This is a genomic window from Pantoea sp. SGAir0175 (genome assembly GCF_043547855.1).
The window spans coordinates 3,525,845-3,549,021 of sequence record NZ_CP028081.1; the positions used below are offsets into that span (position 1 = coordinate 3,525,845).

A 23,177-nucleotide genomic window follows, 5' to 3' on the forward strand; every position below is an offset into this window, starting at 1 on the left:
ATGTAATGCGGAGCGCAGTATGAGTCAGCTGTATTCGAGACATTTCCTGAGATTGCTGGATTTCACCCCAGCCGAAATCACCGGTTTGTTATCACTCGCCAGTGAATTAAAACAGGCAAAGAAAAACGCCAGCGAAACCCAGTACCTGAAAGGCAAAAACATCGCGCTCATCTTCGAAAAAGACTCGACCCGTACCCGATGCTCTTTCGAAGTTGCCGCCTACGATCAGGGCGCTAACGTCACCTATCTCGGCCCGAGCGGCAGCCAGATCGGCCATAAAGAGTCGATGAAAGATACCGCGCGCGTACTGGGACGCATGTATGACGGCATTCAGTATCGCGGCTACGGCCAGGCGCTGGTGGAAACGCTGGCCGAATATGCCGGCGTGCCGGTGTGGAATGGCCTGACCACCGAGTTCCATCCGACGCAGCTGCTGGCTGACCTGCTGACTATGCAGGAGCATCTGCCGGGCAAAGCACTGAACCAGATGACGCTGGTGTACGTCGGCGATGCGCGCAACAACATGGGCAACAGTATGCTGGAAGCGGCGGCGCTGGTGGGGCTGGATCTGCGGCTGGTGGCACCGAAAGGCTGCTGGCCAGAAGAGGAGCTGGTGGCGCAGTGCCGCGCGGCAGCGCAGCACACCGGCGGCAAAATCACCCTGACAGAAGAGATTGCCGAAGGCGTGCAGGGTGCTGATTTCATCTATACCGACGTCTGGGTATCAATGGGCGAAGCGAAATCGGTGTGGGAAGAGCGCATCGCCCTGCTGCGTCCTTATCAGGTTAACAGCGCGATGCTGGCGCTGACCGGCAATCCGCAAGTGAAATTCCTGCACTGCCTGCCCGCGTTTCATGATGACCAAACCACGCTCGGACGGCAGATGGCCGAACAGTATGGTCTGCACGACGGCATGGAAGTCAGCAACGAGGTGTTTGAATCCGACCATAGCGTGGTGTTTGACCAGGCGGAAAACCGCATGCACACCATCAAAGCGGTGATGGTGGCGACGCTGAGTCAGCGCTAACCTGCACGGCGCAAACGTTTACCTCGCGCGTGATTTCTGCTTGATGCGGCTCAGTGAATGCGTATAATGCGCCACAATTTGCCGGAGGAAACATGCAACAGCGCAGCGCACAATTTGCCGCTCCCGTACGCCTGAATGCAGGCGGCGCACCTGTTTCTTTCCGTCATTCATCGATCGCCAGAAAGCCCCTGTAAAGGGGCTTTTTTTTGTCCGCAATCCGGCAGCGCAGAGGAGAGAGCTATGGCCAACCCGCTATATCGCAAGCACATTATTTCCATCAACGACCTCAACCGCGATGAGCTGGAGCTGGTGCTGCATACCGCCGCCCAGCTGAAAGCCCATCCGCAGCCGGAGCTGCTGAAACACAACGTTATCGCCAGCTGCTTCTTTGAGGCTTCAACGCGCACCCGTCTGTCGTTTGAAACCGCGATGCACCGGCTGGGCGCGTCGGTGGTGGGATTTGCCGACGGCAGCAACACCTCGCTGGGCAAGAAAGGGGAAACCCTCGCCGATACCATCTCGGTGATTGGCACCTATGTGGATGCCATCGTGATGCGCCATCCGCAGGAAGGGGCGGCGCGGCTGGCCACGGAGTTCTCGGGCGGCGTGCCGATCCTTAACGCCGGTGACGGCGCCAACCAGCACCCGACGCAGACGCTGCTCGATCTGTTCACCATCCGGGAAACCCAGAGCCGCCTCGATAACCTCAACGTGGCGATGGTTGGCGACCTGAAATATGGCCGCACCGTGCATTCGCTGACCCAGGCGCTGGCGAAGTTCAGCGGCAACCGCTTCTACTTCATCGCACCAGATGCGCTGGCGATGCCGTCCTACATCACCGATATGCTGGATGAACAGAACATTGCCTGGTCGCGCCACGACAGCATCGAAGAAGTGATGCCGCAGCTGGATATTCTCTACATGACGCGCGTACAGAAAGAGCGTCTCGATCCCTCAGAGTATGCCAACGTGAAAGCGCAGTTCATCCTGCGGGCAGCCGATCTGGCCGGTGCGCGCGATAACATGAAGGTGCTGCATCCGCTGCCGCGCATTGATGAGATCACCACCGATGTCGACAGCACGCCGCACGCCTGGTATTTCCAGCAGGCCGGCAACGGCATCTATGCCCGCCAGGCCCTGCTGGCGCTGGTACTGAATAGCGAACTGGCACTGTAAGGAGCAGAACGATGACCCACGATAACAAACTGCAGGTTGAAGCCATCAAACGCGGCACGGTGATCGACCACATTCCGGCGCAGGTCGGCTTTAAGCTACTGTCACTGTTCCGCCTCACTGAAACCGATCAGCGCATCACCATCGGCCTTAATCTGCCGTCGGGCGAGATGGGGCGTAAGGATCTGATCAAAATCGAAAATACTTTTCTGACTGATGATCAGATCAATCAGCTGGCGGTGTACGCGCCACACGCCACGGTGAATCGCATTGATGAGTATGAAGTGGTGGCGAAGATTGCACCAACGCTGCCGGAACGCATCGAGCGCGTGCTGACCTGCCCCAACGGCAACTGCATCAGCCGCAGCGAGCCGGTGTTCTCCAGCTTTGCGGTGAAGCAGCGCGATGACGATGTGCACCTGAAGTGTAAATACTGCGAGAAAGAGTTCGCGCGCCACGTGGTGCTCGGTCACTGGTAATCGCCCGTTTCCTCCCTATAATGGGGCGAACATTTTCGCGGCGGGCAAGGGTTCGCCGCGCATGCCTAAGGAGAAACAATGTCTCGCGAAATCAGTACTGAAAAAGCCCCGGCAGCGATTGGCCCGTACGTCCAGGGCGTGGATCTCGGCAGCATGATCATCACCTCCGGCCAGATCCCGGTCGATCCGGCCACCGGTGCGGTTCCGGACGATATCGCCGCGCAGGCGCGTCAATCGCTGGAGAATGTGAAGGCGATTGTGCTGGCCGCTGGCCTGCAGGTGGGCGACATTGTGAAGACCACCGTGTTCGTCAAAGACCTGAACGATTTCGCCACGGTCAACGCCACCTATGAAGCGTTTTTCACCGAGCATCAGGCCAGCTTCCCGGCGCGCTCCTGCGTGGAAGTGGCGCGTCTGCCGAAAGACGTGAAGATTGAGATCGAAGCCATCGCGGTACGTCGCTGATTTAGCTGTCATCAATCACACAGCATGCAGGGGGCGTATCCGTGCGCACCTGGCGAGATCGCCAGTTCGTCATCAATGACGACCCTGCATAGTTCGTGACTTCCGATCTTCCCTATCTCGACGATCGCAGCAGTTTCTCCAGCGGTCGCACCAGCGCCAGCACCGTTTCATCCTGCACCTGCGCCGCCGCATCCAGCTGGGCGTGCATCTGCGCCACCTCGCCTGCGCCGTAGGCCTGATTGCGCTCCAGCGCGTTCACCAGATCCAGCCCCATCCGGCTCAGCTCAGCGACCTGACGCACCTGCGGCTGCAGCGCTTTCAGCTGATAGTTGCCCAGCACCAGCGGCATCACCGCATCGCTGTTGCGCTGCCAGCGCTGCAGCTGATGGCGCAGGGCGCTGGCGGCAGCATGATCGCCGCGATTAGCAATCAGCGCATCCACCTGTTTATCCAGCAGCCGCACCGGCTCGCTCTCGGCCGGCAGCACGTCCGCCAGCCGGTTCAGCGGCTCGAAATAGTCATAATGCCCGGCCTGAAACTTCAGGTGCTGGCGGGTGTAATACTGCGCCGGTTCCAGCACCTCCGCCAGCACGCGCAGAGGAGTGATATCGCTGCTGTTGGCCAGCCGCATCATCTGCACCCCGGCCTGCTGATGCTGCTGCAGGCCGACTGACACCGTCCCCCAGCGATCAATCGCGCTGAGCCGCTGGTACATATTCTCGCTGTCGGTCACATCCTGCGCCGACCACAGCCGCTCCGCCACCACAAAGGCGCGCGGCCACAGCCGCGTATCAATCACCCGGCTATTCACGTTCTCCGCCCACAGCGCCGCTTCACCGCCCAGCAAATCACGCTGCAGCTGAGCGGGCGTGGGCAGTACCGGAGCAATACCGGCCGGTATCTGCGCCAGCCTACTGCCTGTGGTCGGATAGCGTACGTTGCCCACCAGCACGTAGCCGGTCAGGCTGTCACGCGTCAGCGTCACCACCGGCTGAAACGGCCCCATCCAGCTATCGACGCTGAAGGTCAGCTGCGTCGGTGACAGCCAGCGAATGTCGCTGACCTGACGTCGCGCCTTGCCGCTGAAATCGATAAAACCGCGCCAGCCGTTTTTGCTCTCAATCAGGGTGAAACTGCCCTGCACCGCGCTGCCTTTCAGACGCGGCATAGTGAACTGCCAGCTTTGCGCCTGATCGTCGGCGCGCAGTTGATCGACGCCGTTCAGCCCCTGCGGCCAGAGCTCGTTGCGATAGTGATACGCGGCGCTCTGCGGCTGGTCGAGATAAAAACCGGTGGAAAGAATGCCGCGATACCCCTGCTTTACTACTTCGCTCAGCGCGTCCTGCCCCTGCCATGACTGAATCACAATACTTTTCGGCAGGTCGGGATGGTACACCTCATCCCAGCCAAGCATGCGCCGCTGATGCGCTGCGAGAATCTTCTCAACCCGCTGGTTGAACCACGCCTGCAGCGCATGGGCGTCCTGCAGGCCGTGGTCGCGCATAAACTGCTGAATCTTCAGTGAGGCGTTCCACTGACTGGGATCGACTTCATCCCCGCCGATGTGAATGTAGGGATCGGGAAAGATCGCCGCGACTTCGCCGATCAACGTGTCGATAAAGCGAAACACCGCTTCATTGCTGGGATCGAGCAAGGGTTTAAATACCCCCCAGCCGCGCTCCATGGCATATGGACCCGGCGCGCTCATCAGCTCCGGCATCGCTACGGCCAGGGCGGAAGCATGGCCAGGCAGATCGATTTCCGGCACCACGCGCACGCCGCGCAGAGTGGCATAGTGCACCAGCTCGCGCATTTGCTGCTGGCTGTAGAACAGGCCATCACTGGCCTGCTGCTGCAGCTGCGGATAGTGACTGGAAGCAAAGCGCCAGCCCTGATCGTCGGTCAGGTGCCAGTGAAACACGTTCATGCGCGCCGCGGCGATACCATCAATCTGCCGCTTGAGGGTTTCCAGCGGCAGGAAGTGGCGCACCGGGTCGATCAGCACGCCGCGCCACGGGAAGCGCGGCCGATCGTCGATGGTGACAAAGGGAATTTGCGTGCCGCTGGCGGTGTTAGCGATCAGCTGCAGCAGGGTTTCCATGCCGCGCATCGCGCCAAAACGGGTAGGTGCCTGCAGCAGTACGCCACTGCTGCTGACCTCCAGACGGTAGCTTTCGTCGCTGTCCGGTTGCGGTAGCGGATCGACCGCGTCGGCAATCCGGATCTGAATGGCGGGACGATCGCTGGCCGGGCTGGCGGGCAGCAGCGCCCAGCCGGTTTGCCGCGCAATGCGGGCGCGCCAGCGCGCTTCGGCCCCTTCCAGGTGATCGCCGGTGATGTGCAGCGAAAATTGCGGCGTCAGGGTAAACGCGCCACCGCCTGCGGGCTGCGTTACCTGCTGTGGCCACGGCATCAGCGGCAGATCGCCTGCCGGTGCGGCCTGCGTGGAAAACGTCAGGGAACACAAAACGGCCAGCAGCGTACGGGGCAGAAGCATGGTGGGCATCCTTGTAAGGCAAAACGATGGGCCGAAAATGGCGCAAAACGCTCATTAAACCTGTTTCGCAACGCAAAGCAAGTTGCAACCGGCTGAAGTTTGTCCGGCTTAAAACTTTTCAGTGTAGCGGCTGTTGACCACTGCACGGCTTTCAGGCGCTGGCCGCGCTTCTTTGCGACAGGTCAAAAACAGTGCGATTAATTCCCTCTGAAACACCACATGTTGCGATTACACTCCTTAAAATTATCTACATGTAGTTTCCAGCGGAGAAAGGGAAGATGGCAACGGTAGTGATTAAGCGTGACGGCTGCAGGGTGCCGTTTGATGCCCGGCGCATTGAAGCTGCAGTGCGGGCCGCCGCGCAGGCCGCCCAGGTTGACGACCTGGCCTGGTGCACGACGGTCGCTCAGCAGGTCAGCGCGCAGCTGGCAACCCAGGCTGAAGTCGATATTCGCGACATCCAGTGTGCCGTGGAAGAGGCGCTGATGAGCGGACGCTGGCCGCAGCTGGCGCGCGCCTATATTGAATACCGTCACGACCGCGATCTGGCGCGCGAGCAGCGCGGCAAGCTGCACCATGCCATTCGCGGCCTGGTGGAACAGACTAACGCGGCGCTGCTCAACGAAAACGCCAACAAAGACAGCAAAGTGATCCCGACGCAGCGCGACCTGCTGGCCGGCATCGTGGCCAAACATTATGCCCAGCAGCAGTTGCTGCCGCGCGATGTGGTGCTGGCGCACGAACGCGGTGAGATCCACTATCACGACCTCGACTACTCCCCCTTCTTCCCGATGTTTAACTGCATGCTGATCGATCTGCACGGCATGCTGACGCACGGCTTCAAAATGGGTAACGCCGAGATTGAACCGCCAAAATCCATCGCCACCGCCACCGCGGTGACGGCGCAGATCATCGCGCAGGTCGCCAGCCATATTTACGGCGGCACCACCATTAACCGCATTGACGAAGTGCTGGCGCCATTTGTCACCCTCAGCCTCGAAAAACATCGCCAGATTGCCCGCGAATGGCAAATTGCTGACGTGGAAGCTTACGCGCACGCACGCACGGAAAAAGAGTGCTACGACGCGTTTCAGTCGCTGGAGTACGAGGTTAATACGCTGCACACCGCCAACGGCCAGACGCCGTTCGTCACTTTTGGCTTTGGCCTCGGCACCGACTGGGCGGCGCGCCTGATTCAGCAATCGATTCTGCGCAACCGCATCGCCGGGCTGGGCAAAAACCATAAAACCGCAGTGTTTCCTAAGCTGGTGTTTGCCATTCGCGAAGGCGTCAATCGCCGCGCCGGCGACATCAATTACGACATCAAACAGCTGGCGCTGGAGTGTGCCAGCAAGCGCATGTATCCGGATATCCTCAACTACGACAAAGTGGTGGAAGTCACCGGCTCGTTTAAAACGCCGATGGGCTGCCGCAGCTTCCTCGGCGTATACGAGGAAAACGGCGAGCAGATTCATGAGGGCCGCAACAACATCGGCGTGATCAGCCTCAACCTGCCGCGCATTGCGTTAGAAGCCGAGGGAGACGAAGCCCGCTTCTGGACGCTGCTGGATGCACGCCTGGCGCTGGCGAAGCGGGCGCTGATGACCCGCATTGCCCGGCTGGAAAAAACCAAAGCGCGCGTCGCACCGATTCTTTACATGGAAGGCGCCTGCGGCGTACGGCTCAACCCGGACGACGAGGTGGGCAAGATCTTTCGCAACGGCCGCGCCTCGATCTCGCTGGGGTATATCGGTCTGCATGAAACGCTTAACGCGCTAAGCGGCAACGCCGTGCATCCGTATGATGCCGCGCATCTGCGCGCAACCGGTGTGGCGATTGTGACGCATCTGCGCCAGGCGGTGGATGCGTGGAAAGCGGAAACCGGCTACGGCTTTAGCCTGTACAGTACGCCCAGTGAAAACCTGTGCGATCGCTTCTGTCGCCTTGATGCCGCCGAATTTGGCGTGGTGCCGGGCGTGACCGACAAGGGCTATTACACCAACAGCTTCCATCTCGACGTAGAGAAAAGGGTCAATCCGTACGACAAAATCGATTTTGAAGCGCCCTACCCGGCCATCGCTAACGGCGGCTTCATCTGTTACGGCGAATACCCCAACATTCAGCACAACCTGCGGGCGCTGGAAGATGTGTGGGATTACAGCTACGACCGCGTGCCCTATTACGGCACCAACACGCCGATCGATGAGTGCTACGAGTGCGGCTTCAGCGGCGAGTTCAGCTGTACCAGCAAAGGCTTTACCTGTCCGTGCTGCGGCAATCACGATCCGGCGCGCGTTTCGGTCACGCGCCGCGTCTGCGGCTATCTTGGCAGCCCGGATGCGCGGCCGTTCAACGCCGGCAAGCAGGAAGAGGTGCAGCGCCGCGTCAAACACCTTGATACCGGACAGCTGGGATGATGCACATTCATCGCTACTACGATGTGGATATCGTGAATGGTCCCGGCACGCGCTGCACGCTGTTTGTCGCGGGCTGTGAACATCAGTGTCGCGGTTGCTACAACCAAAGCACCTGGCGGCATGACTCCGGCGTGCCGTTTACGCTGGCCATGGAGGAGCAGCTGATCGCCGATCTGCAGGATCGCCGCATTCCGCGTCAGGGGCTGTCGCTGAGCGGCGGCGATCCGCTGCATCCGCACAATGTGCCGCATATTCGCCGGCTGGTGAAGCGCGTGCGGCGCGACTGTCCGGATAAAGATATCTGGCTGTGGACCGGCTACACCCTGGCGGAACTGACGGCGGCGCAGCGCGAAGTGATTGCGGAAATCGACGTGCTGATTGATGGACGTTTCATCGAAGCGGAAAAAGATGCGCGGCTGCTGTGGTGCGGCAGCCGCAATCAGACTATCTGGTATCTACGCCAGCCACAGCGCGAGGGTGCCGAGCAGCATGCCGCTGACGGCCACGCCGCAGAAGGCGATCCACAGTGCGCGCGGCGGGAACGCGCGATGCAGCATCAGTAGCGACGGCACGCTGACCGCGGGCAGTGTCACCAGCAGCGCCAGCGCCGGTGCGATGCCCATGCCCGCCAGCATCATGGTTTGCACAATGGGGATTTCTGCGGCGGTCGGGATCACAAACAGGCAGCCGGCGATGGCCATCAGCATTACCCAGAACAGCGTATTGCCCACCGCGCCGTCCGCGTGCGGAAACAGCCAGACGCGCGCGGCGCCGAGCAGCAGCACCGCCACGATGTAGAGCGGAATGGTGTTACAGAACAGCCGCCACATCACGCGCAGCCAGCGCGTCACAAACCGTTCATGGCTTTCGTGCGGCAACAGCGGTGCGGCAACGGCGGTTTCCGGCACGCTGCGCTGCACCAGCAGGGCAATGCCCAGCACCATCACCCCACCCGCCACCAGCCGAATGGCGGCAAACTGCCAGCCGAGCACAAAGCCCATAAACACCAGCGTTGCCGGATTAAGCAGCGGATTCGCCAGCCAGAACGCCATCGCCGCGCCGCTTGAAACCTGCGCCTGGCGCAGGCCGACGGTCACCGGCGCGGCACAGCAGCTGCACATCATGCCCGGCAGGCCAAAACCGGTGCCGACCAGCGTGGCCCCCAGCCGGTTGCTGCCCATCAGGCGCAGCAGCCAGCGGCGCGGAATCAGCACCTGCACCAGCGAGCCCAGCATCACACCGAGCACCGCGGCTTTCCACACCGCGAGAAAATAGACCATGGCGTAATCCAGCGCGGCGCGCCACGGCGAATCTGCGGCATTGGCAAGAATAGAGCGGCCGATGGAATGGGTTTCTGCGGCGGTGAAGGCTTTGCCATAGTAAGGCTGCCATTTAACGTACCACAGGCCGATAAGCACCACGGCGAGGAACAGCAGCGGTTTCCACCAGGCGAAGCGGGCCGCTGGTGCAGGTGAGGCGAATTGGGTCATGACCGGTTCCGTATTCAACTGAATAACGTATGCCGCGCGGAGGGCGCGACGCAGATCCCACAGTGTTATTCAGGTTATGCCCGTGTGCCAGCGTCGTCACGCTTAAACTTGATCTGTCTCCGGAATTTAACCAATCCCGCCTGTGCCGGCTGGCTTGCGTTTCCGCGCTCAGGGTCCAGACTTGTCTGTTGAAACGTGTCACGCACAGCAGGTGCGTGACCAGCAAGGAGGAGAAAGATGAGCAAGAAAATAGCGGTTCTGATTACCGATGAATTTGAAGACTCAGAGTTTACCTCACCGGCCGAGGCCTTCACCAAAGCGGGCCATGAAGTGGTCACCATTGAGATGCAGGCGGGCAAAACCGTGAAGGGAAAACAGGGCAAAGCCGAAGTCAAAATCGACAAGGATATTGACCATGTCAGCCCGGCCGAGTTCGACGCGCTGCTGCTGCCCGGTGGTCATTCGCCTGACGCGCTGCGCGGTGACGATCGCTTTGTCACCTTTACCAAAGAGTTTGTTGCCAGCGGCAAACCGATTTTCGCCATCTGTCACGGTCCGCAGCTGCTGATCAGCGCGAACGGCGTGCGCGGTCGCAAAATGACCTGCGTGAAAGCTATCGCCATCGATCTGCGTAATGCCGGCGCGGACTTTTACGATAAAGAGGTGGTGGTTGATGATGACAAGCTGGTTACCAGCCGCACGCCTGAAGACCTGCCCGCGTTTAACCGCGAATCCCTGCGCATTCTGAACGCAGCGTAAGGCGGTCGCCCGGTGCGCCTGCGCGCGTGCCGGGCTAACGCTGCCAGACAATCTTTTTGCCAAACCCCAGCGCGTTATCGGTCATTTTCAACTCATCCAGCGTAATTTCCCACAGCGGCGCGGTGACTTTTTTTGCCACCGGAAAGCGCGACTGATAGGCCTTCAGCGCCTGCGCCTCATCGGTCAGTTGTATACGCCCGCGATACTGCACGCCTTTAATCAGCAGCACCGTTTTCGGCTGGCCGTTCACCGTGCCGGCAACGCGTGGATGACGCGCCATCAGCGCGCCGTGACGCGTATCGGCTTCGGTCATCAGCCAGAACGCCATACGCGCTTCATCGAACACGTAGAAACAGTTGGCGCACCATAGCGCATCGCCGTCGCTGGCACACAGCGACAGCACGTGCTGTTTTTTCAGATAGCGAATCAGATGAGAATGGTCAGACAAGAGCAACTCCGTGCGTTGATAGCGATGCGGCCGCAGGCGCGTTACACTGCCCGCCAGCACATGAACGAGGTTTGTAAATGGAACAGGGCTGGCAGCTATATATGCTGCAAACCGCCGCCGGGATGCTTTATACCGGCATCACCACTGACGTCAACCGCCGCCTGCAGCAGCACCAGCAGGGGCGCGGTGCCCGCGCGCTGCGCGGCAAAGGTCCGCTGACGCTGGTGTTTCACTGCGCGGCTGGCGATCGCGCGGCGGCTTCCCGGCTGGAGTATCAGGTAAAACAGCTGAGCCGGGCGCAGAAACTGCTGCTGGTTGCCCAGCAGCCGGCCTGCTTAACGGCGTGGTTTAGTCGATACGATTGAAAGGTGCCGAGAAGGCGATCAGCCCTTCTGCCCCATCGAACGCATCGTCCGCCAGTTTATACACCTGAAACGCCGCTTCGCTGCCGGGCCAGCGGCAGTGCAGGCCGTGACGCGCCGCCGGTTCAAAGCCGAGCGGATTGTAAAACTGCGGATCGCCCAGCACCACCACGGCGCTGTAGCTGAACTCATTGAGCGAATCGAGCCCTTCATACACCAGCTGTTTAGCAATGCCCTGACTGCGCACCGAGGCATCAACCGCCAGCGGCGCCAGCGCCACCCAGTTACGATCCTCGCCCTGCAACGTCACCGGACTGAAGGCGGCATAACCCAGCACCTGGCCTTCGTCATCGGTGGCCACCACGCCCAGCGTGAGTAAACCGTCTTCACGCAGCTGCTGTACCAGTTCCGCTTCGGCTGCGGTGGCAAAACTGCGCTTTAACAGGCTGTCGATGCCTGCCGCGTCCACACCAATTTCAGTACGAATCAACATGAGATCCCCGCGCGCGCCTCAGCGGCCTTCGCGTCCTGTGTCATTCCTGCCTCAACAAAAGCAGCCAGCTGCAGCAACCCCGTGCGCAATGGCGTGGGCATGGCGTCCAGTTCTATGGCATCCATCAGATTCTTCACCTCCAGTCCCAGCTCCGTGTCGCCCTCAATCACCAGACGGCGCTGAAAGAACAACATATCGGGGTCGGCTTTGCGTGCTGCTACCAGCAGCAGATCGTTGGCTTCGCCACGAAACCAGACATCTGCTTCGGCGTCGCGCGAAACGGTCAGGCGCCCGTCCTGCAGCGTGGTGATCCAGCGCAGATTGACGTCCGCGATCTCAATGCCGAGATAGCGCCCTTGCAGAAAGTCTAACTCACCTTCAGCCAAAGCATGACGAAATTGCCAGTTTAGGAGTTGTTGCAAAACCGTTTTTTTCACGGCGAATGGTGTTAGCGACACCGGTAAAGCGAGGAATTCCGGCCCTTTTTCAATTAACAGGCCGCGTAAGCGTGCGAACATGCGCTGCACTCCCTTGAGAAAATTTTATCTATATTGCCACATCCGTCGGCTTTCGCCTCAACCGGGATCAAGGAAATCGCCCCGTGTCTGTGCGAAAATTCTCCATTCCGCCCTGGCAATCCCGCTTTCACTGCCTTAAATCAACATTGCTGCACCTGCGCTTCCTTACACTCAACGGCGTTCAGAATCCGGGGGAGGAAATTGTATGGAACTGCTGTGTCCGGCGGGGAATTTACCTGCGCTGAAATCGGCGGTGGAGCACGGCGCTGACGCGGTGTACGTCGGCCTGAAAGATGACACCAACGCCCGCCACTTTGCTGGCCTCAATTTTACCGATAAGAAACTGGCAGAAGCCGCGCGCTTCCTGCATCAGCACCGGCGTAAACTGCACGTGGCGATCAACACCTTCGCCCATCCTGACGGCCTTAACCGCTGGCAAAGCGCCATTGACGTCGCCGCACAGAACGGTGCCGATGCGCTGATTCTGGCCGATATCGCCACGCTGGAGTACGCCGCCAGCCGCTACCCGCAGGTTGAACGTCACCTGTCAGTGCAGGCGTCCGCCACCAATCTGCAGGCCATTCAGTTTTATCACCGCCACTTTGCGCTGAGTCGCGTGGTGCTGCCACGCGTGCTGTCGATGCACCAGGTGAAGCAGCTGGCGCGCGAAACGCCGGTGCCGCTCGAAGTATTCGCCTTTGGCAGCCTGTGCATCATGGCCGAAGGCCGCTGCTATCTCTCGTCGTGGCTGACCGGCGAGTCGCCGAACAGCGCGGGCGCCTGTTCACCGGCCAAATTTGTGCGCTGGCAGCAGACGGCACAGGGCATGGAGTCGCGCCTGAACGAAGTACTGATTGACCGTTACGCCGCCGATGAGAGCGCGGGCTATCCGACGCTGTGTAAAGGACGCTACGAGGTGGATAACCAGCGCTATCACGTGCTGGAGGAGCCCACCAGCCTCAATACCCTGGCGCTGCTGCCAGAGCTGCTGCGCGCCAATATCGCCTCGGTGAAAATTGAGGGACGCCAGCGCAGCCCGGCCTATGTGGCGCAGGTGGCGAAAGTGTGGCGTCAGGCGATCGATCGCTGCATGGCCGATCCGCAACAGTTCACGGTGCAGGCGCCGTGGATGCGCGCGCTCGGTGAACTTTCTGAAGGCAGCCAGACCACCCTCGGCGCCTATCACCGCGACTGGCAATAAGGAGACCGTATGAAATACGCCATCGGCCCGGTGCTGTGGTACTGGCCAACCGCCACGCTGGAGCAGTTTTACCAGCGCGCCGCAGAGAGCAGCGCAGAGATTGTCTACCTCGGCGAAGCGGTGTGCAGCAAACGCCGCGCCACTGCGTTCAGTCAGTGGATGGAGATGGGCCGCACGCTGGCGGCCAGCGGCAAACAGGTGGTGCTGAGCACGCTGGCGCTGCTGCAGTCCCCTTCGGAAGTCAAAGAGCTGCGCCGCTATGTTGAAAACGGTGAGTTCTTACTGGAAGCCAACGATATCGGCACCGTGAACATGGCGGCAGAGCGCAAACTGCCGTTTGTCGCCGGTCCCACCCTGAATGTCTATAACGCGCAGACACTCCAGCTGCTGCTGCAGGAGGGCATGACGCGCTGGTGCATGCCGGTGGAGATGTCACGCGACTGGCTGATTCAGCTGTTGCAGCAGTGCCATGACGCTGGCCTGCGCGATCGGTTTGAGGTTGAAGTGCTCGGCTACGGCCATCTGCCGCTGGCACTGTCGGCGCGCTGCTTTACCGCGCGTTCCGAAAACCGTGCCAAAGATGATTGCCAGACCTGCTGTATTGATTATCCCACCGGGCGCCGCGTGCTGTCGCAGGAGGGCCAGCAGGTATTTGTCCTGAACGGCATTCAGACCATGAGCGGCTACTGTTACAACCTTGGCAACGATCTCGCCGGTATGCATGGCTGGATCGATATTGTGCGCCTGTCGCCGCAGGATGAGAGCACGCTGGCACAGGTTGATCGCTTCCGCGCTAACGAAGCGGGTGAAGCGCCGCTGATGATGGCGCGCGGCAGCGACAGCAACGGTTACTGGCGCCGCCTGGCCGGAATGGCGCTGGATAGCGGCGGTTAAAGGCACATTCCGGCTATATTCCTGCCGTTATTAGCAGTTTTAATATGGGTAATGATGCGTAATACTGACTGGTGCAGGTTTACTTATCACCTGCGCCATCCTTTGCTGGAGTACCCATGTCTGAGAAGAAAACTGTTCGCCTGTCCGTGCTGGATCTGGCCCCCATTCCGCAAGGCTCGTCTGCGCGCGATGCCTTCCATAATTCGCTGGCGCTGGCGCGTCAGGCCGAAGCCCTTGGCTTTCATCGCTACTGGCTGGCCGAACACCACAACATGACCGGCATCGCCAGCGCCGCAACGTCGGTGCTGATTGGCTATCTCGCCGCTAACACCGAAACGCTGCGCCTCGGCTCCGGCGGGATCATGCTGCCTAACCACGCACCGCTGGTGATTGCCGAACAGTTTGGCACCCTGGAATCCCTCTACCCTGGCCGTATCGATCTCGGACTGGGCCGCGCGCCCGGCTCCGATCAGCGCACCATGCTGGCGCTGCGCCGTCATCTTTCGGGCGCCCAGGCCGACAGCTTCCCGGAAGATGTGGCCGATCTGATCCGCTGGTTCGATGCCGAAGAGGGCGAACATCCGCCGGTGCAGCCGGTGCCCGGCCTCGGGCTGAAAATTCCGGTGTGGCTGCTGGGTTCCAGCCTGTATAGCGCACAGCTGGCGGCGCAGCTTGGTCTGCCGTTTGCCTTTGCTTCGCACTTCGCGCCAGACCTGCTGTTGCAGGCGCTGCACCTGTATCGCGAAAAATTCCAGCCCTCTGCGCGTCTGGCAAAACCTTACGCTATGGTGTGTGTCAACGTGGTGGCGGCAGACAGCGATCGTGATGCGCGCTTCCTGTTCACCTCGATGCAGCAGCAGTTCATTAATCTGCGTCGCGGCAAGCCCGGCCCGCTGCCGGCGCCGGTGGAGAACATGGATAACCTGTGGTCGCCGTCCGAACAGTATGGCGTGCAGCAGGCGCTGAGCATGTCGGTGGTGGGCGATAAAGATAAAGTGCGCCACGGCCTTGCCGCGCTGCTGCGCGAAACCCAGGCGGATGAGATCATGGTCAACGGCCAGATTTACGATCCGCAGGCGCGCCTGCGTTCGTTCGCGCTGGCGATGGAAGCCGCACGCACGCTGTAAGCCTTACTGCGGTGGGGAGAGTCCTTCCGGCCCCACCGCCATCTTGCGCACATCGCGCGCCGGTGACTGGCCGTAAAAACGGCTGTACTCCCGGCTGAACTGCGACGCACTCTGATAGCCCACCCGATAGCCCGCCGTCCCGGCATCCAGCTTCTCAATCATCATCAGCCGGCGCGCTTCGTTGAGCCGCAGCTGCTTCTGATACTGCATCGGCGTCATCGCCGTAACCGCTTTAAAGTGATGGTGCAGCGATGAAATGCTCATACCAACGCTGCTGGCCAGCTGATCCACCTTCAGCGGCTGATGAAAGTTTTCGCGCGCCACTTTGTTGCCCGGGCGCTCGGTCAGCGCCATGTTCAGAATGCGCGGCCCTTCCGGCCCGGTCAGCAGGCGATAGAAAATCTCCTGCTCAATCAGCGGTGCCAGCGCGGCGATATCCTGCGGCTGATCCAGCAGCGCCACCAGCCGCATCACCGCATCCACCAGCGGCGGCGCGACTTTATGGACGGTAATGCTGCGTTCGGGGGCGGCGCTGCCAATCTGCTGCGGCGGGAAATGCTCCAGATAGCGCAGCAGGCGCGCTTCGTTGATGGTGATGCCGACGCCAAGACAGGGTTTCTCTGGCGTCGCCAGCACCACGCAGGACTGCACCGGCATGTCCATGGTGACCAGCAGCAGATCGCCCGGCCCGTAATGCATCACATCATCGCCCATGCGCAGTGCTTTCTGGCCCTGGGCCATCAGCGCAAAACCCGCCCAGCTGGCAATATGCGCCAGGCTGGAGGGGTGCGAGCTGCGGCCAAAAGAGAGAAAATCAATCGCGCTGGCGGTGCGCCCATCCTGCTGCGCGTGACGGGCAATCATCGCCACCAGCTGCTGCCACTGTTCCTGATGAATCATGCGTTATGCACTCCGCGATGAAAAATCACTGAATCCCCATTCTTACCTGCCGATGCGGTTGCGCCTAGTCCCTGCGCCACAGATTTGCAGGATCGTGCAAAAAGCTTGCAGGATTGCGCTACCGCACAAAGCGGCAACAGCGCATGCTTTACTCACCCGAAATCTCAGGTGGAGAGACACAATGCAAGCACTTGAAGGCAAAATTGCGCTGGTGACGGGCGCGTCGAAAGGCATTGGCGCCGCCATCGCCATGACTTTCGCCGCGGCCGGCGCCCGGGTGGTGGTGAATTATCGTCAGGATGAAGCGGGCGCGGCGGATGTGGTGACCGATATTTGCGCGCTGGGAAGCGACGCCATCGCCGTTCAGGCCGATATATCCCTTGAAGCTGACGTGCAGCGCCTGTTCGCCAGCAGTATCGCGCAGTTTGGCGCGCCAGACATCGTGGTCAACAACGCCGGCATGTTTCACCATGGCGACTTCGCCAGCCTCAGCGTCAGCGACATGCAACAGCAGCTCAACGTCAATCTGCTCGGTACGCTGCTGGTGTGCCAGCAGGCGGCGCAGCATTTCCCGGCGCGCGGCGGCTGCATCATTAACCTCAGCGCGCTGAACAGCCAGCGCAGCCTGCCCGGCTCGGTACTGTGGTCAGCGACCAAGGGCGCGATCGATACCTTAACGCAGGGGCTGGCACGTGAGCTGGGTCCGCGCAACATTCGCGTCAACGCGCTGGCGCCGGGAATAATCCTGACCGAGGGGCTGCTGGCAGCGAAAAAAATGAATGCGGAATTTAAAGCGCAGCTGATCGCGGCCACGCCGCTGGGACGCTTTGGCCTGCCGGAGGATGTGGCGCAGGTGGCGCTGTTTCTGGCGTCGGAAGAGTCGGCTTATGTTACCGGTGAGCGGGTGCTGATTGCCGGCGGCGTGTAAAGCCCGCGTTACAGACATAAAAAAAGGACGCTTGCGCGTCCTTTTTATTTTTAAGCGATTAACGCTTATGCATCACGGCGACGTGGTGCAGCTGCACCTTCGTCGCGACGTGGGCCACGGCCACCTTCACGGCTGAAACGTCCGCCTTCACGACCGCCTTCGCGACGCTCAGAGAAACGACGCGGTGCGCCACCTTCACGGTTGCCACCCTCGCGGTTACCACGACGCTCACCACCGAAGTCACGACCGCCGCTACGACGCTCGGTGCGCTCATGTGGCTGTGCATCGCCCAGCAGCTGCATATTCATCGGCTTGTTGAGAATACGCGTACGCGTGAAGTGCTGCAGGACTTCACCCGGCATGCCTTTTGGCAGCTCGATAGTGGAGTGAGTACCAAACAGCTTGATGTTACCGATGTAACGGCTGCTGATGTCGCCTTCGTTAGCAATCGCGCCCACGATGTGACGCACTTCAACACCGTCGTCACGGCCCACTTCAATGCGGTACAGCTGCATTTCGCCAACGTCACGACGTTCGCGACGTGGACGATCGCCACCTTCGCGGCTGTCACGGCTGTCACGACGTGGACGGTCGCCGCCACGCTCATCGCGATCGCGGAATTCACGACGCTGTGGACGTGGTGCATCCGGTGGCAGAATCAGTGGACGTTCGCCCTGCGCCATTTTCAGCAGTGCAGCGGCCAGCGTTTCCATATCCAGCTCTTCTTCTGGCTGCATTTTAGCCAGCAGCGCACGGTACTGATCCAGATCGCTGCTTTCCAGCTGCTGCTGAACTTTCGCAGCGAACTGCGCCAGACGACGCTGACTCAGCAGCTCGGCGTTAGGCAGCTCAACTTCCGGAATAGTCAGCTTCATGGTGCGTTCGATGTTGCGCAGCAGACGACGCTCGCGGTTCTCAACGAACAGCAGCGCACGGCCAGCACGACCCGCACGACCGGTACGGCCGATACGGTGCACATACGATTCGGCATCCATAGGGATGTCGTAGTTAACCACCAGGCTAATACGCTCAACGTCCAGACCACGGGCCGCAACGTCAGTCGCGATCAGGATATCCAGACGACCGTCTTTCAGGCGCTCCAGCGTCTGCTCACGCAGCGCCTGGTTCATGTCACCGTTCAGCGCGGCGCTGTTGTAGCCGTTACGCTCCAGCGTTTCTGCAACTTCCAGCGTGGCATTTTTGGTGCGCACGAAGATGATGGCAGCATCGAAGTCTTCCGCTTCGAGGAAGCGCACCAGCGCGTCAGACTTACGGCCGTAAGCGGTCCAGTAAGACTGAGAAATGTCCGGGCGTGTAGTGATGCTGGACTGGATGCGCACTTCCTGCGGATCCTTCATGAAACGCTTAGTGATACGGCGAATCGCTTCCGGCATGGTTGCAGAGAACAGTGCGGTCTGATGACCTTCCGGGATCTGCGCCATGATGGTTTCAACGTCTTCGATGAAGCCCATACGCAGCATTTCATCGGCTTCGTCCAGTACCAGACCACGCAGGCTGGACAGGTCCAGGGTACCGCGTTTCAGGTGATCCAGCAGACGGCCTGGGGTACCAACCACGATCTGTGGACCCTGGCGCAGTGCGCGCAGCTGCACGTCATAACGCTGGCCACCGTACAGGGCCACGACGTTAATACCGCGCATGTGTTTAGAGAATTCTGTCATCGCTTCAGCCACCTGAACCGCCAGTTCGCGGGTCGGCGCCAGCACCAGGATTTGCGGTGCGCGGACAGAAGGATCAACGTTGTTCAGCAGCGGCAGCGAGAACGCTGCTGTTTTACCACTACCGGTCTGCGCCATACCCAGCACGTCACGGCCCGCCAGCAGGTGAGGAATACACTCAGCCTGGATTGGCGATGGCTTAACGTAGCCCATACCGTTCAGTGATTCGAGGATGTCGGCGTTCAGGCCCAGATCAGCAAAAGTGGTTTGAATATCAGTCATGTAGTACACGTGCCTCTTAGATTGCGGCGGCCAGTCTACATAACTCGTCGTGAAAACTTTCAGTCATTTTCATCAAAAAGTGTGAACCGGCTCAAATTAGAAGTTTTGACGAACAGAAAAGCCCTCACCTGTTCAGGCGATGACTTTACGGGTAAATCAGGCAATAAAAGTTCGTCAGCTATTGCTGGTCAGATTCTGATAAATCGTCTTGTGTCTGGCCGAGTTGCGCCAGTTCCAACAATGCGTATCGGTGTTCAACAAAGTTATTGACGTTGTTGGCCACCGCCAGTTTGAACAACGCTTTCGCGTCGTCCTTCTCCCCCAGACTTAGGTAGTACTTACCTAAATAGAAGTTGGTTTCACTGAGATGTTCAGCGAGCGAGGTGTTATCCGTTGCGTCCGCCTTGAGACGTTCCATCAATGTTTTTTCACTGATGTCGCCCAGGTAGAACTCGACAATATTCCATCCCCATTGGTCCTTAGCCGCCTTGTCGTAACGCTGTTGTAGCGTCACTTTTGCCTTGTCGGCATCCATCTCGCGTTCAACGAGGTAGAGCCACAGGCTGCGGAACGGATCGTTAGGATCGTCTTGATAAAACGCCAGCAGATCATCTTGCGCTAACTTGTATCGACCGCCGTAATAGAGGGCGATACCACGGTTTAAATGCGCATAGTTGTAAGTTGGATCAAGCTCAAGTACAGAATCAAACGCTTCATAGGCAGCATCAAAATTGCCTGCCTGCGTTAAGTAAATGCCGAGATAGTTAAACACTTCCGGCATATCCGGTCTGATAGACAGCGCTTGCGAGAAATCGTTTCGCGCTAATGCCCTCAGACCCAAACTATCATACAACACTCCGCGCTCATATAACAGCTGTGCGCGTTCATCATCGGTCAGGGCCCGACTGGCAAGAATTTGTTCCATTCGCGCCAGAATAACCTCTTGCTGCAGTGTGGGCTGCAAAGGTACTGCCAGAACTTCGTTCTTACGCCAATTGGAGTTGCTGCATCCTGCCAGCGTGATAGCTGTCGCAACAAAACACCAGCGCAAAAAAGGCTTCATTTCCCACTCCCGAATACAAACATTGGGATAACCATCCTGTCATCCGCCTGCTATGCACAAGGGTTCCCGCCCTCGCGATGATACCCGTCCTGCTTCAGTTGCACTGACACGCTGACCAGCGCGCCACGCATTCCGGGTATACAAACACCGCTCCCCGCCAGCTGGCAGGGAGCGGCTTATCAGGAAAAACGCTTACTCGGCGTCAGGCGTCGTCACCGCAGCGGTTTCTTCTGCTGGCTTCTGCTCTGTCGCTTCTTTGATGCTGAGACGAACGCGGCCCTGACGATCCACTTCCATCACTTTAACTGGCACTTCCTGACCCATCTGCAGGTAATCGGTCACTTTCTCTACGCGCTTGTCGGCGATCTGAGAAATGTGTACCAGACCTTCTTTACCGCCGCCGATTGCCACGAAGGCACCGAAATCAACGATACGGGTCACTTTACCGGCGTAGATACGGCCCACTTCGATCTCAGCGGTGATCTCTTCGATGCGACGAATCGCTTCTTTGGCTTTCAGGCCGTCGGTCGCTGCGATCTTCACGGTGCCATCATCTTCGATTTCGATGGTGGTGCCGGTCTCTTCGGTCAGCGCACGGATAACCGAACCGCCTTTACCGATGACGTCTTTGATCTTGTCTGAGTTGATCTTGATGGTGTAGATGCGCGGCGCGAACTCGGAGATCTCCTGACGCGGCGTGCTGATCGCCTGTTCCATCACGCTCAGGATGTGCAGACGCGCACCCTTGGCCTGGTTCAGTGCCACCTGCATGATTTCGCGGGTGATACCTTCAATTTTGATGTCCATCTGCAGCGCGGTGATACCTTCACGGCTACCGGCTACTTTGAAGTCCATATCGCCGAGGTGATCTTCGTCGCCGAGGATGTCAGACAGCACCACGAACTTCTCGTCTTCTTTCACCAGACCCATCGCGATACCGGCAACGGCCGCTTTGATCGGTACGCCAGCGTCCATCAGTGCCAGTGATGCACCGCACACGGAAGCCATAGAAGAAGAACCGTTCGATTCGGTGATTTCAGACACGACGCGCACGGTGTACGGGAACGCATCCTGTTTAGGCATCACTGCCAGCACGCCACGCTTCGCCAGACGGCCGTGACCAATTTCACGACGCTTCGGTGAGCCAACCATACCTGTTTCGCCCACGGAGTACGGAGGGAAGTTGTAGTGGAACAGGAAGCTGTCAGTACGCTCGCCCATCAGCTCATCGAGATTCTGTGCGTCACGCGCGGTACCGAGGGTGGCAGCGACCAGCGCCTGCGTTTCACCACGGGTAAACAGCGCAGAACCGTGGGTACGCGGCAGTACGCCAGTGCGCACGTCCAGACCACGGATCATATCTTTTTCGCGGCCATCGATACGCGGTTCGCCGTTCAGGATACGGGTACGCACCACGTTCTTTTCCAGGCTGTGTACGATGTCACCGATTTCGGCATCATCCAGCGTTTCGTCTTCAGCCAGCAGTGCGGCGATGGTTTCGTCTTTGATGACGCCAACCTGCGCATAGCGCTCCTGCTTGTCAGTGATGCGGTAAGCATCGCTGATACGCGCTTCGGCCAGGGCGGCAACGCGTGCGATCAGCGCATCGTTCGCCGGCTCTGGCTGCCAGTCCCAGCGTGGTTTGCCGGCTTCGGCCACCAGCGCATTGATGTTTTCAATCACAACCTGCTGCTGGTCGTGGCCGAACACCACAGCACCCAGCATCTGATCTTCGGTCAGGATGTCCGCTTCAGATTCCACCATCAGCACTGCATTCTGCGTACCGGCAACCACCAGATCCAGACGAGACTGTTTGATCTCATCCGCGGTTGGGTTCAGCACGTACTGATCGTTGATGTAACCAACGCGTGCCGCACCGATTGGGCCGTTGAACGGAATACCAGACAGTGACAGCGCAGCAGAAGCACCGATCATAGCAACGATGTCCGGGTTAACCTGCGGGTTCACGGATACCACAGTCGCGATAACCTGTACTTCGTTAACAAAACCTTCCGGGAACAGCGGACGCACCGGGCGGTCAATCAGACGCGCAATCAGGGTTTCGCCTTCGCTTGGACGGCCTTCACGACGGAAGAAGCTGCCCGGAATACGGCCAGCAGCGTAAGTACGCTCCTGATAGTTCACTGTCAGAGGGAAGAAGTCCTGACCGGCTTTGGCTTTTTTCTGGCCCACGACGGTAACGAATACCGCGGTGTCGTCCATGCTTACCATTACTGCTGCGGTGGCCTGGCGCGCCATCATGCCGGTTTCCAGCGTGACGGTATGCTGACCATATTGGAATTTGCGTACGATCGGGTTCAGCAAAATTTAAGTCCTTAAATTCGTGGCAAAGCCTGCTCGGCCCGCCGGGGATTACCGATCTTTAGTTGCATCCTCGCGACTAATGACAACCCTTAACCGCCCCTGCGGTAAAGCCTCTCATTAGCCGCGCGAACCTCTGCAAGCAAAGATCACTCTCAGCAACAATACATGAGTTTGGTCCGGATTGCTGCGGATTGCTCGAAAAAAGGGGCCATAAAGGCCCCCTTTTCGCGAAACTCGCACAAATCTGATCGCCAGATGCGGTTTTTTGCATACTGCATGCGCTACATCGTTGATCAGATTCTTCAGACTTAGCGACGCAGACCCAGGCTTTCGATCAGGCTGGTGTAACGTGCAACGTCTTTACGCTTCAGGTAGTCCAGCAGCTTACGACGCTGGGATACCATGCGCAGCAGACCGCGACGGCTGTGGTGGTCTTTCTTGTGCTCAGAGAAGTGACCCTGCAGGTGGTTAATCTGAGCAGTCAGCAGAGCAACCTGAACTTCAGTTGAACCGCTGTCGTTAGCGCCACGACCGTATTTAGCAACGATCTCTGCTTTAGCTTCTACGCTTAGAGACATAATAAACTCCAGTAAAAAATGAATGTATGGGTGCCGATCTCTAATTCAGCAGCCCGCTTTTAAAGCCGCGCT

General features: G+C 59.2%; 22 protein-coding genes and 1 pseudogene. 12 read left to right on the forward strand and 11 right to left on the reverse strand.

Annotated features, from left to right (window positions below; all coding sequences use genetic code 11):
- Positions 1-19 precede the first annotated feature (19 nt).
- The 4 genes from argF (at position 20) to ridA (ending at position 3,144) form a co-directional block, all read left to right on the forward strand.
- Positions 20-1,027 carry an ornithine carbamoyltransferase gene (gene argF / locus C1N56_RS16550; RefSeq protein ID WP_136545806.1) on the forward strand — a complete coding sequence of 336 codons (1,008 nt, stop codon included), beginning with the start codon at positions 20-22 and terminating at the stop codon, positions 1,025-1,027.
- Positions 1,028-1,267: 240 nt separating this feature from the next.
- The gene (gene pyrB, locus C1N56_RS16555) at positions 1,268-2,203 is read left to right on the forward strand and encodes an aspartate carbamoyltransferase (protein ID WP_021507680.1); all 936 of its coding nucleotides are present in this window, start codon (positions 1,268-1,270) and stop codon (positions 2,201-2,203) included.
- An 11-nt stretch (positions 2,204-2,214) separates the two neighbouring features.
- Positions 2,215-2,679, forward strand: coding sequence for an aspartate carbamoyltransferase regulatory subunit (gene pyrI / locus C1N56_RS16560; protein ID WP_010615964.1), 465 nt, complete (start codon positions 2,215-2,217; stop codon positions 2,677-2,679).
- Between the two features lie 78 nt (positions 2,680-2,757).
- Complete coding sequence (gene ridA, locus C1N56_RS16565) at positions 2,758-3,144, forward strand: 2-iminobutanoate/2-iminopropanoate deaminase (RefSeq protein WP_010615965.1); 387 nt, start codon at positions 2,758-2,760, stop codon at positions 3,142-3,144.
- A gap of 112 nt (positions 3,145-3,256) precedes the next feature.
- On the opposite strand, the gene C1N56_RS16570 is transcribed toward ridA, so the two are convergent.
- On the reverse strand, positions 3,257-5,641 hold the full coding sequence (locus C1N56_RS16570; RefSeq protein ID WP_394516882.1) for a beta-N-acetylhexosaminidase: 2,385 nt from the start codon (positions 5,639-5,641) through the stop codon (positions 3,257-3,259).
- Positions 5,642-5,919: 278 nt separating this feature from the next.
- Between C1N56_RS16570 and nrdD the strand changes: the two genes are divergently transcribed.
- Both nrdD and nrdG read left to right on the forward strand, forming a co-directional pair.
- Positions 5,920-8,058 carry an anaerobic ribonucleoside-triphosphate reductase gene (nrdD, locus tag C1N56_RS16575; RefSeq protein ID WP_394516883.1) on the forward strand — a complete coding sequence of 713 codons (2,139 nt, stop codon included), beginning with the start codon at positions 5,920-5,922 and terminating at the stop codon, positions 8,056-8,058.
- A pseudogene (nrdG, locus tag C1N56_RS16580) lies at positions 8,055-8,519 on the forward strand (anaerobic ribonucleoside-triphosphate reductase-activating protein); the annotation flags it as partial. The gene nrdD and the pseudogene nrdG, both read left to right, overlap by 4 nt.
- Here the strand turns inward: nrdG and C1N56_RS16585 are convergent.
- Positions 8,514-9,548 (reverse strand): permease, encoded by a 1,035-nt coding sequence (locus C1N56_RS16585; protein WP_394516884.1) that lies wholly within the window; start codon positions 9,546-9,548, stop codon positions 8,514-8,516. The pseudogene nrdG and the gene C1N56_RS16585 sit on opposite strands and share 6 nt — an antisense overlap.
- Positions 9,549-9,785: 237 nt before the next feature.
- Here C1N56_RS16585 and C1N56_RS16590 point away from each other — a divergent pair, with 237 nt between their 5' ends.
- Complete coding sequence (locus C1N56_RS16590; RefSeq protein ID WP_021507686.1) at positions 9,786-10,307, forward strand: type 1 glutamine amidotransferase domain-containing protein; 522 nt, start codon at positions 9,786-9,788, stop codon at positions 10,305-10,307.
- Between the two features lie 34 nt (positions 10,308-10,341).
- Here C1N56_RS16590 and C1N56_RS16595 read toward each other — a convergent pair whose 3' ends face one another.
- Positions 10,342-10,755 (reverse strand): YhbP family protein, encoded by a 414-nt coding sequence (locus C1N56_RS16595; RefSeq protein ID WP_058759569.1) that lies wholly within the window; start codon positions 10,753-10,755, stop codon positions 10,342-10,344.
- Between the two features lie 77 nt (positions 10,756-10,832).
- On the opposite strand from C1N56_RS16595, the gene C1N56_RS16600 reads away from it, so the two are divergent.
- Complete coding sequence (locus C1N56_RS16600; protein ID WP_021507688.1) at positions 10,833-11,120, forward strand: GIY-YIG nuclease family protein; 288 nt, start codon at positions 10,833-10,835, stop codon at positions 11,118-11,120.
- On the opposite strand, the gene C1N56_RS16605 is transcribed toward C1N56_RS16600, so the two are convergent.
- Positions 11,104-11,610 (reverse strand): GNAT family N-acetyltransferase, encoded by a 507-nt coding sequence (locus C1N56_RS16605; protein ID WP_021507689.1) that lies wholly within the window; start codon positions 11,608-11,610, stop codon positions 11,104-11,106. The two genes, C1N56_RS16600 and C1N56_RS16605, sit on opposite strands and share 17 nt — an antisense overlap.
- A complete protein-coding gene (locus C1N56_RS16610) occupies positions 11,604-12,128 on the reverse strand; it encodes a ubiquinone anaerobic biosynthesis accessory factor UbiT (RefSeq protein ID WP_058759570.1) in 525 nt (174 codons plus the stop codon). The genes C1N56_RS16605 and C1N56_RS16610 overlap by 7 nt, the downstream gene beginning before the upstream one ends.
- 205 nt (positions 12,129-12,333) lie before the next feature.
- Here C1N56_RS16610 and C1N56_RS16615 point away from each other — a divergent pair, with 205 nt between their 5' ends.
- From C1N56_RS16615 to C1N56_RS16625, 3 genes are all read left to right on the forward strand, one after another.
- A complete protein-coding gene (locus tag C1N56_RS16615) occupies positions 12,334-13,329 on the forward strand; it encodes a ubiquinone anaerobic biosynthesis protein UbiU (RefSeq protein WP_058759571.1) in 996 nt (331 codons plus the stop codon).
- Positions 13,330-13,338: 9 nt separating this feature from the next.
- Positions 13,339-14,223 (forward strand): U32 family peptidase, encoded by an 885-nt coding sequence (locus C1N56_RS16620; RefSeq protein ID WP_058770682.1) that lies wholly within the window; start codon positions 13,339-13,341, stop codon positions 14,221-14,223.
- A 116-nt stretch (positions 14,224-14,339) separates the two neighbouring features.
- A complete protein-coding gene (locus C1N56_RS16625) occupies positions 14,340-15,350 on the forward strand; it encodes a luciferase-like monooxygenase (RefSeq protein ID WP_211725286.1) in 1,011 nt (336 codons plus the stop codon).
- Between the two features lie 3 nt (positions 15,351-15,353).
- On the opposite strand, the gene C1N56_RS16630 is transcribed toward C1N56_RS16625, so the two are convergent.
- Entirely contained in the window at positions 15,354-16,250 is an 897-nt protein-coding gene (locus C1N56_RS16630; RefSeq protein WP_394516885.1) for an AraC family transcriptional regulator, read from the reverse strand.
- A 181-nt stretch (positions 16,251-16,431) separates the two neighbouring features.
- On the opposite strand from C1N56_RS16630, the gene C1N56_RS16635 reads away from it, so the two are divergent.
- Entirely contained in the window at positions 16,432-17,178 is a 747-nt protein-coding gene (locus tag C1N56_RS16635; RefSeq protein ID WP_394516886.1) for an SDR family NAD(P)-dependent oxidoreductase, read from the forward strand.
- A 65-nt stretch (positions 17,179-17,243) separates the two neighbouring features.
- Here C1N56_RS16635 and C1N56_RS16640 read toward each other — a convergent pair whose 3' ends face one another.
- From C1N56_RS16640 to rpsO, 5 genes are all read right to left on the reverse strand, one after another.
- Positions 17,244-19,139 carry a DEAD/DEAH family ATP-dependent RNA helicase gene (locus tag C1N56_RS16640; protein ID WP_058759574.1) on the reverse strand — a complete coding sequence of 632 codons (1,896 nt, stop codon included), beginning with the start codon at positions 19,137-19,139 and terminating at the stop codon, positions 17,244-17,246.
- A gap of 16 nt (positions 19,140-19,155) precedes the next feature.
- Positions 19,156-19,212, reverse strand: a complete 57-nt coding sequence (gene yrbN, locus C1N56_RS16645; protein ID WP_098053093.1) for a protein YrbN — start codon at positions 19,210-19,212, stop codon at positions 19,156-19,158.
- Between the two features lie 105 nt (positions 19,213-19,317).
- Complete coding sequence (nlpI, locus tag C1N56_RS16650) at positions 19,318-20,202, reverse strand: lipoprotein NlpI (RefSeq protein WP_021507697.1); 885 nt, start codon at positions 20,200-20,202, stop codon at positions 19,318-19,320.
- A gap of 192 nt (positions 20,203-20,394) precedes the next feature.
- A complete protein-coding gene (gene pnp, locus C1N56_RS16655) occupies positions 20,395-22,527 on the reverse strand; it encodes a polyribonucleotide nucleotidyltransferase (RefSeq protein WP_058770684.1) in 2,133 nt (710 codons plus the stop codon).
- A 308-nt stretch (positions 22,528-22,835) separates the two neighbouring features.
- Positions 22,836-23,105, reverse strand: coding sequence for a 30S ribosomal protein S15 (gene rpsO, locus C1N56_RS16660; protein WP_010615981.1), 270 nt, complete (start codon positions 23,103-23,105; stop codon positions 22,836-22,838).
- Between the last annotated feature and the right edge of the window lie 72 nt (positions 23,106-23,177).

Coding starts and splice junctions, on each gene's coding strand:
- argF (WP_136545806.1), top strand. CDS start 20: ATGAGTCAGCTGTATTCGAGACATTTCCTGAGATTGCTGGATTTCACC.
- pyrB (WP_021507680.1), top strand. CDS start 1,268: ATGGCCAACCCGCTATATCGCAAGCACATTATTTCCATCAACGACCTC.
- pyrI (WP_010615964.1), top strand. CDS start 2,215: ATGACCCACGATAACAAACTGCAGGTTGAAGCCATCAAACGCGGCACG.
- ridA (WP_010615965.1), top strand. CDS start 2,758: ATGTCTCGCGAAATCAGTACTGAAAAAGCCCCGGCAGCGATTGGCCCG.
- C1N56_RS16570 (WP_394516882.1), bottom strand. CDS start 5,641: ATGCTTCTGCCCCGTACGCTGCTGGCCGTTTTGTGTTCCCTGACGTTT.
- nrdD (WP_394516883.1), top strand. CDS start 5,920: ATGGCAACGGTAGTGATTAAGCGTGACGGCTGCAGGGTGCCGTTTGAT.
- C1N56_RS16585 (WP_394516884.1), bottom strand. CDS start 9,548: ATGACCCAATTCGCCTCACCTGCACCAGCGGCCCGCTTCGCCTGGTGG.
- C1N56_RS16590 (WP_021507686.1), top strand. CDS start 9,786: ATGAGCAAGAAAATAGCGGTTCTGATTACCGATGAATTTGAAGACTCA.
- C1N56_RS16600 (WP_021507688.1), top strand. CDS start 10,833: ATGGAACAGGGCTGGCAGCTATATATGCTGCAAACCGCCGCCGGGATG.
- C1N56_RS16605 (WP_021507689.1), bottom strand. CDS start 11,610: ATGTTGATTCGTACTGAAATTGGTGTGGACGCGGCAGGCATCGACAGC.
- C1N56_RS16610 (WP_058759570.1), bottom strand. CDS start 12,128: ATGTTCGCACGCTTACGCGGCCTGTTAATTGAAAAAGGGCCGGAATTC.
- C1N56_RS16615 (WP_058759571.1), top strand. CDS start 12,334: ATGGAACTGCTGTGTCCGGCGGGGAATTTACCTGCGCTGAAATCGGCG.
- C1N56_RS16620 (WP_058770682.1), top strand. CDS start 13,339: ATGAAATACGCCATCGGCCCGGTGCTGTGGTACTGGCCAACCGCCACG.
- C1N56_RS16625 (WP_211725286.1), top strand. CDS start 14,340: ATGTCTGAGAAGAAAACTGTTCGCCTGTCCGTGCTGGATCTGGCCCCC.
- C1N56_RS16630 (WP_394516885.1), bottom strand. CDS start 16,250: ATGATTCATCAGGAACAGTGGCAGCAGCTGGTGGCGATGATTGCCCGT.
- C1N56_RS16635 (WP_394516886.1), top strand. CDS start 16,432: ATGCAAGCACTTGAAGGCAAAATTGCGCTGGTGACGGGCGCGTCGAAA.
- C1N56_RS16640 (WP_058759574.1), bottom strand. CDS start 19,139: ATGACTGATATTCAAACCACTTTTGCTGATCTGGGCCTGAACGCCGAC.
- nlpI (WP_021507697.1), bottom strand. CDS start 20,202: ATGAAGCCTTTTTTGCGCTGGTGTTTTGTTGCGACAGCTATCACGCTG.
- rpsO (WP_010615981.1), bottom strand. CDS start 23,105: ATGTCTCTAAGCGTAGAAGCTAAAGCAGAGATCGTTGCTAAATACGGT.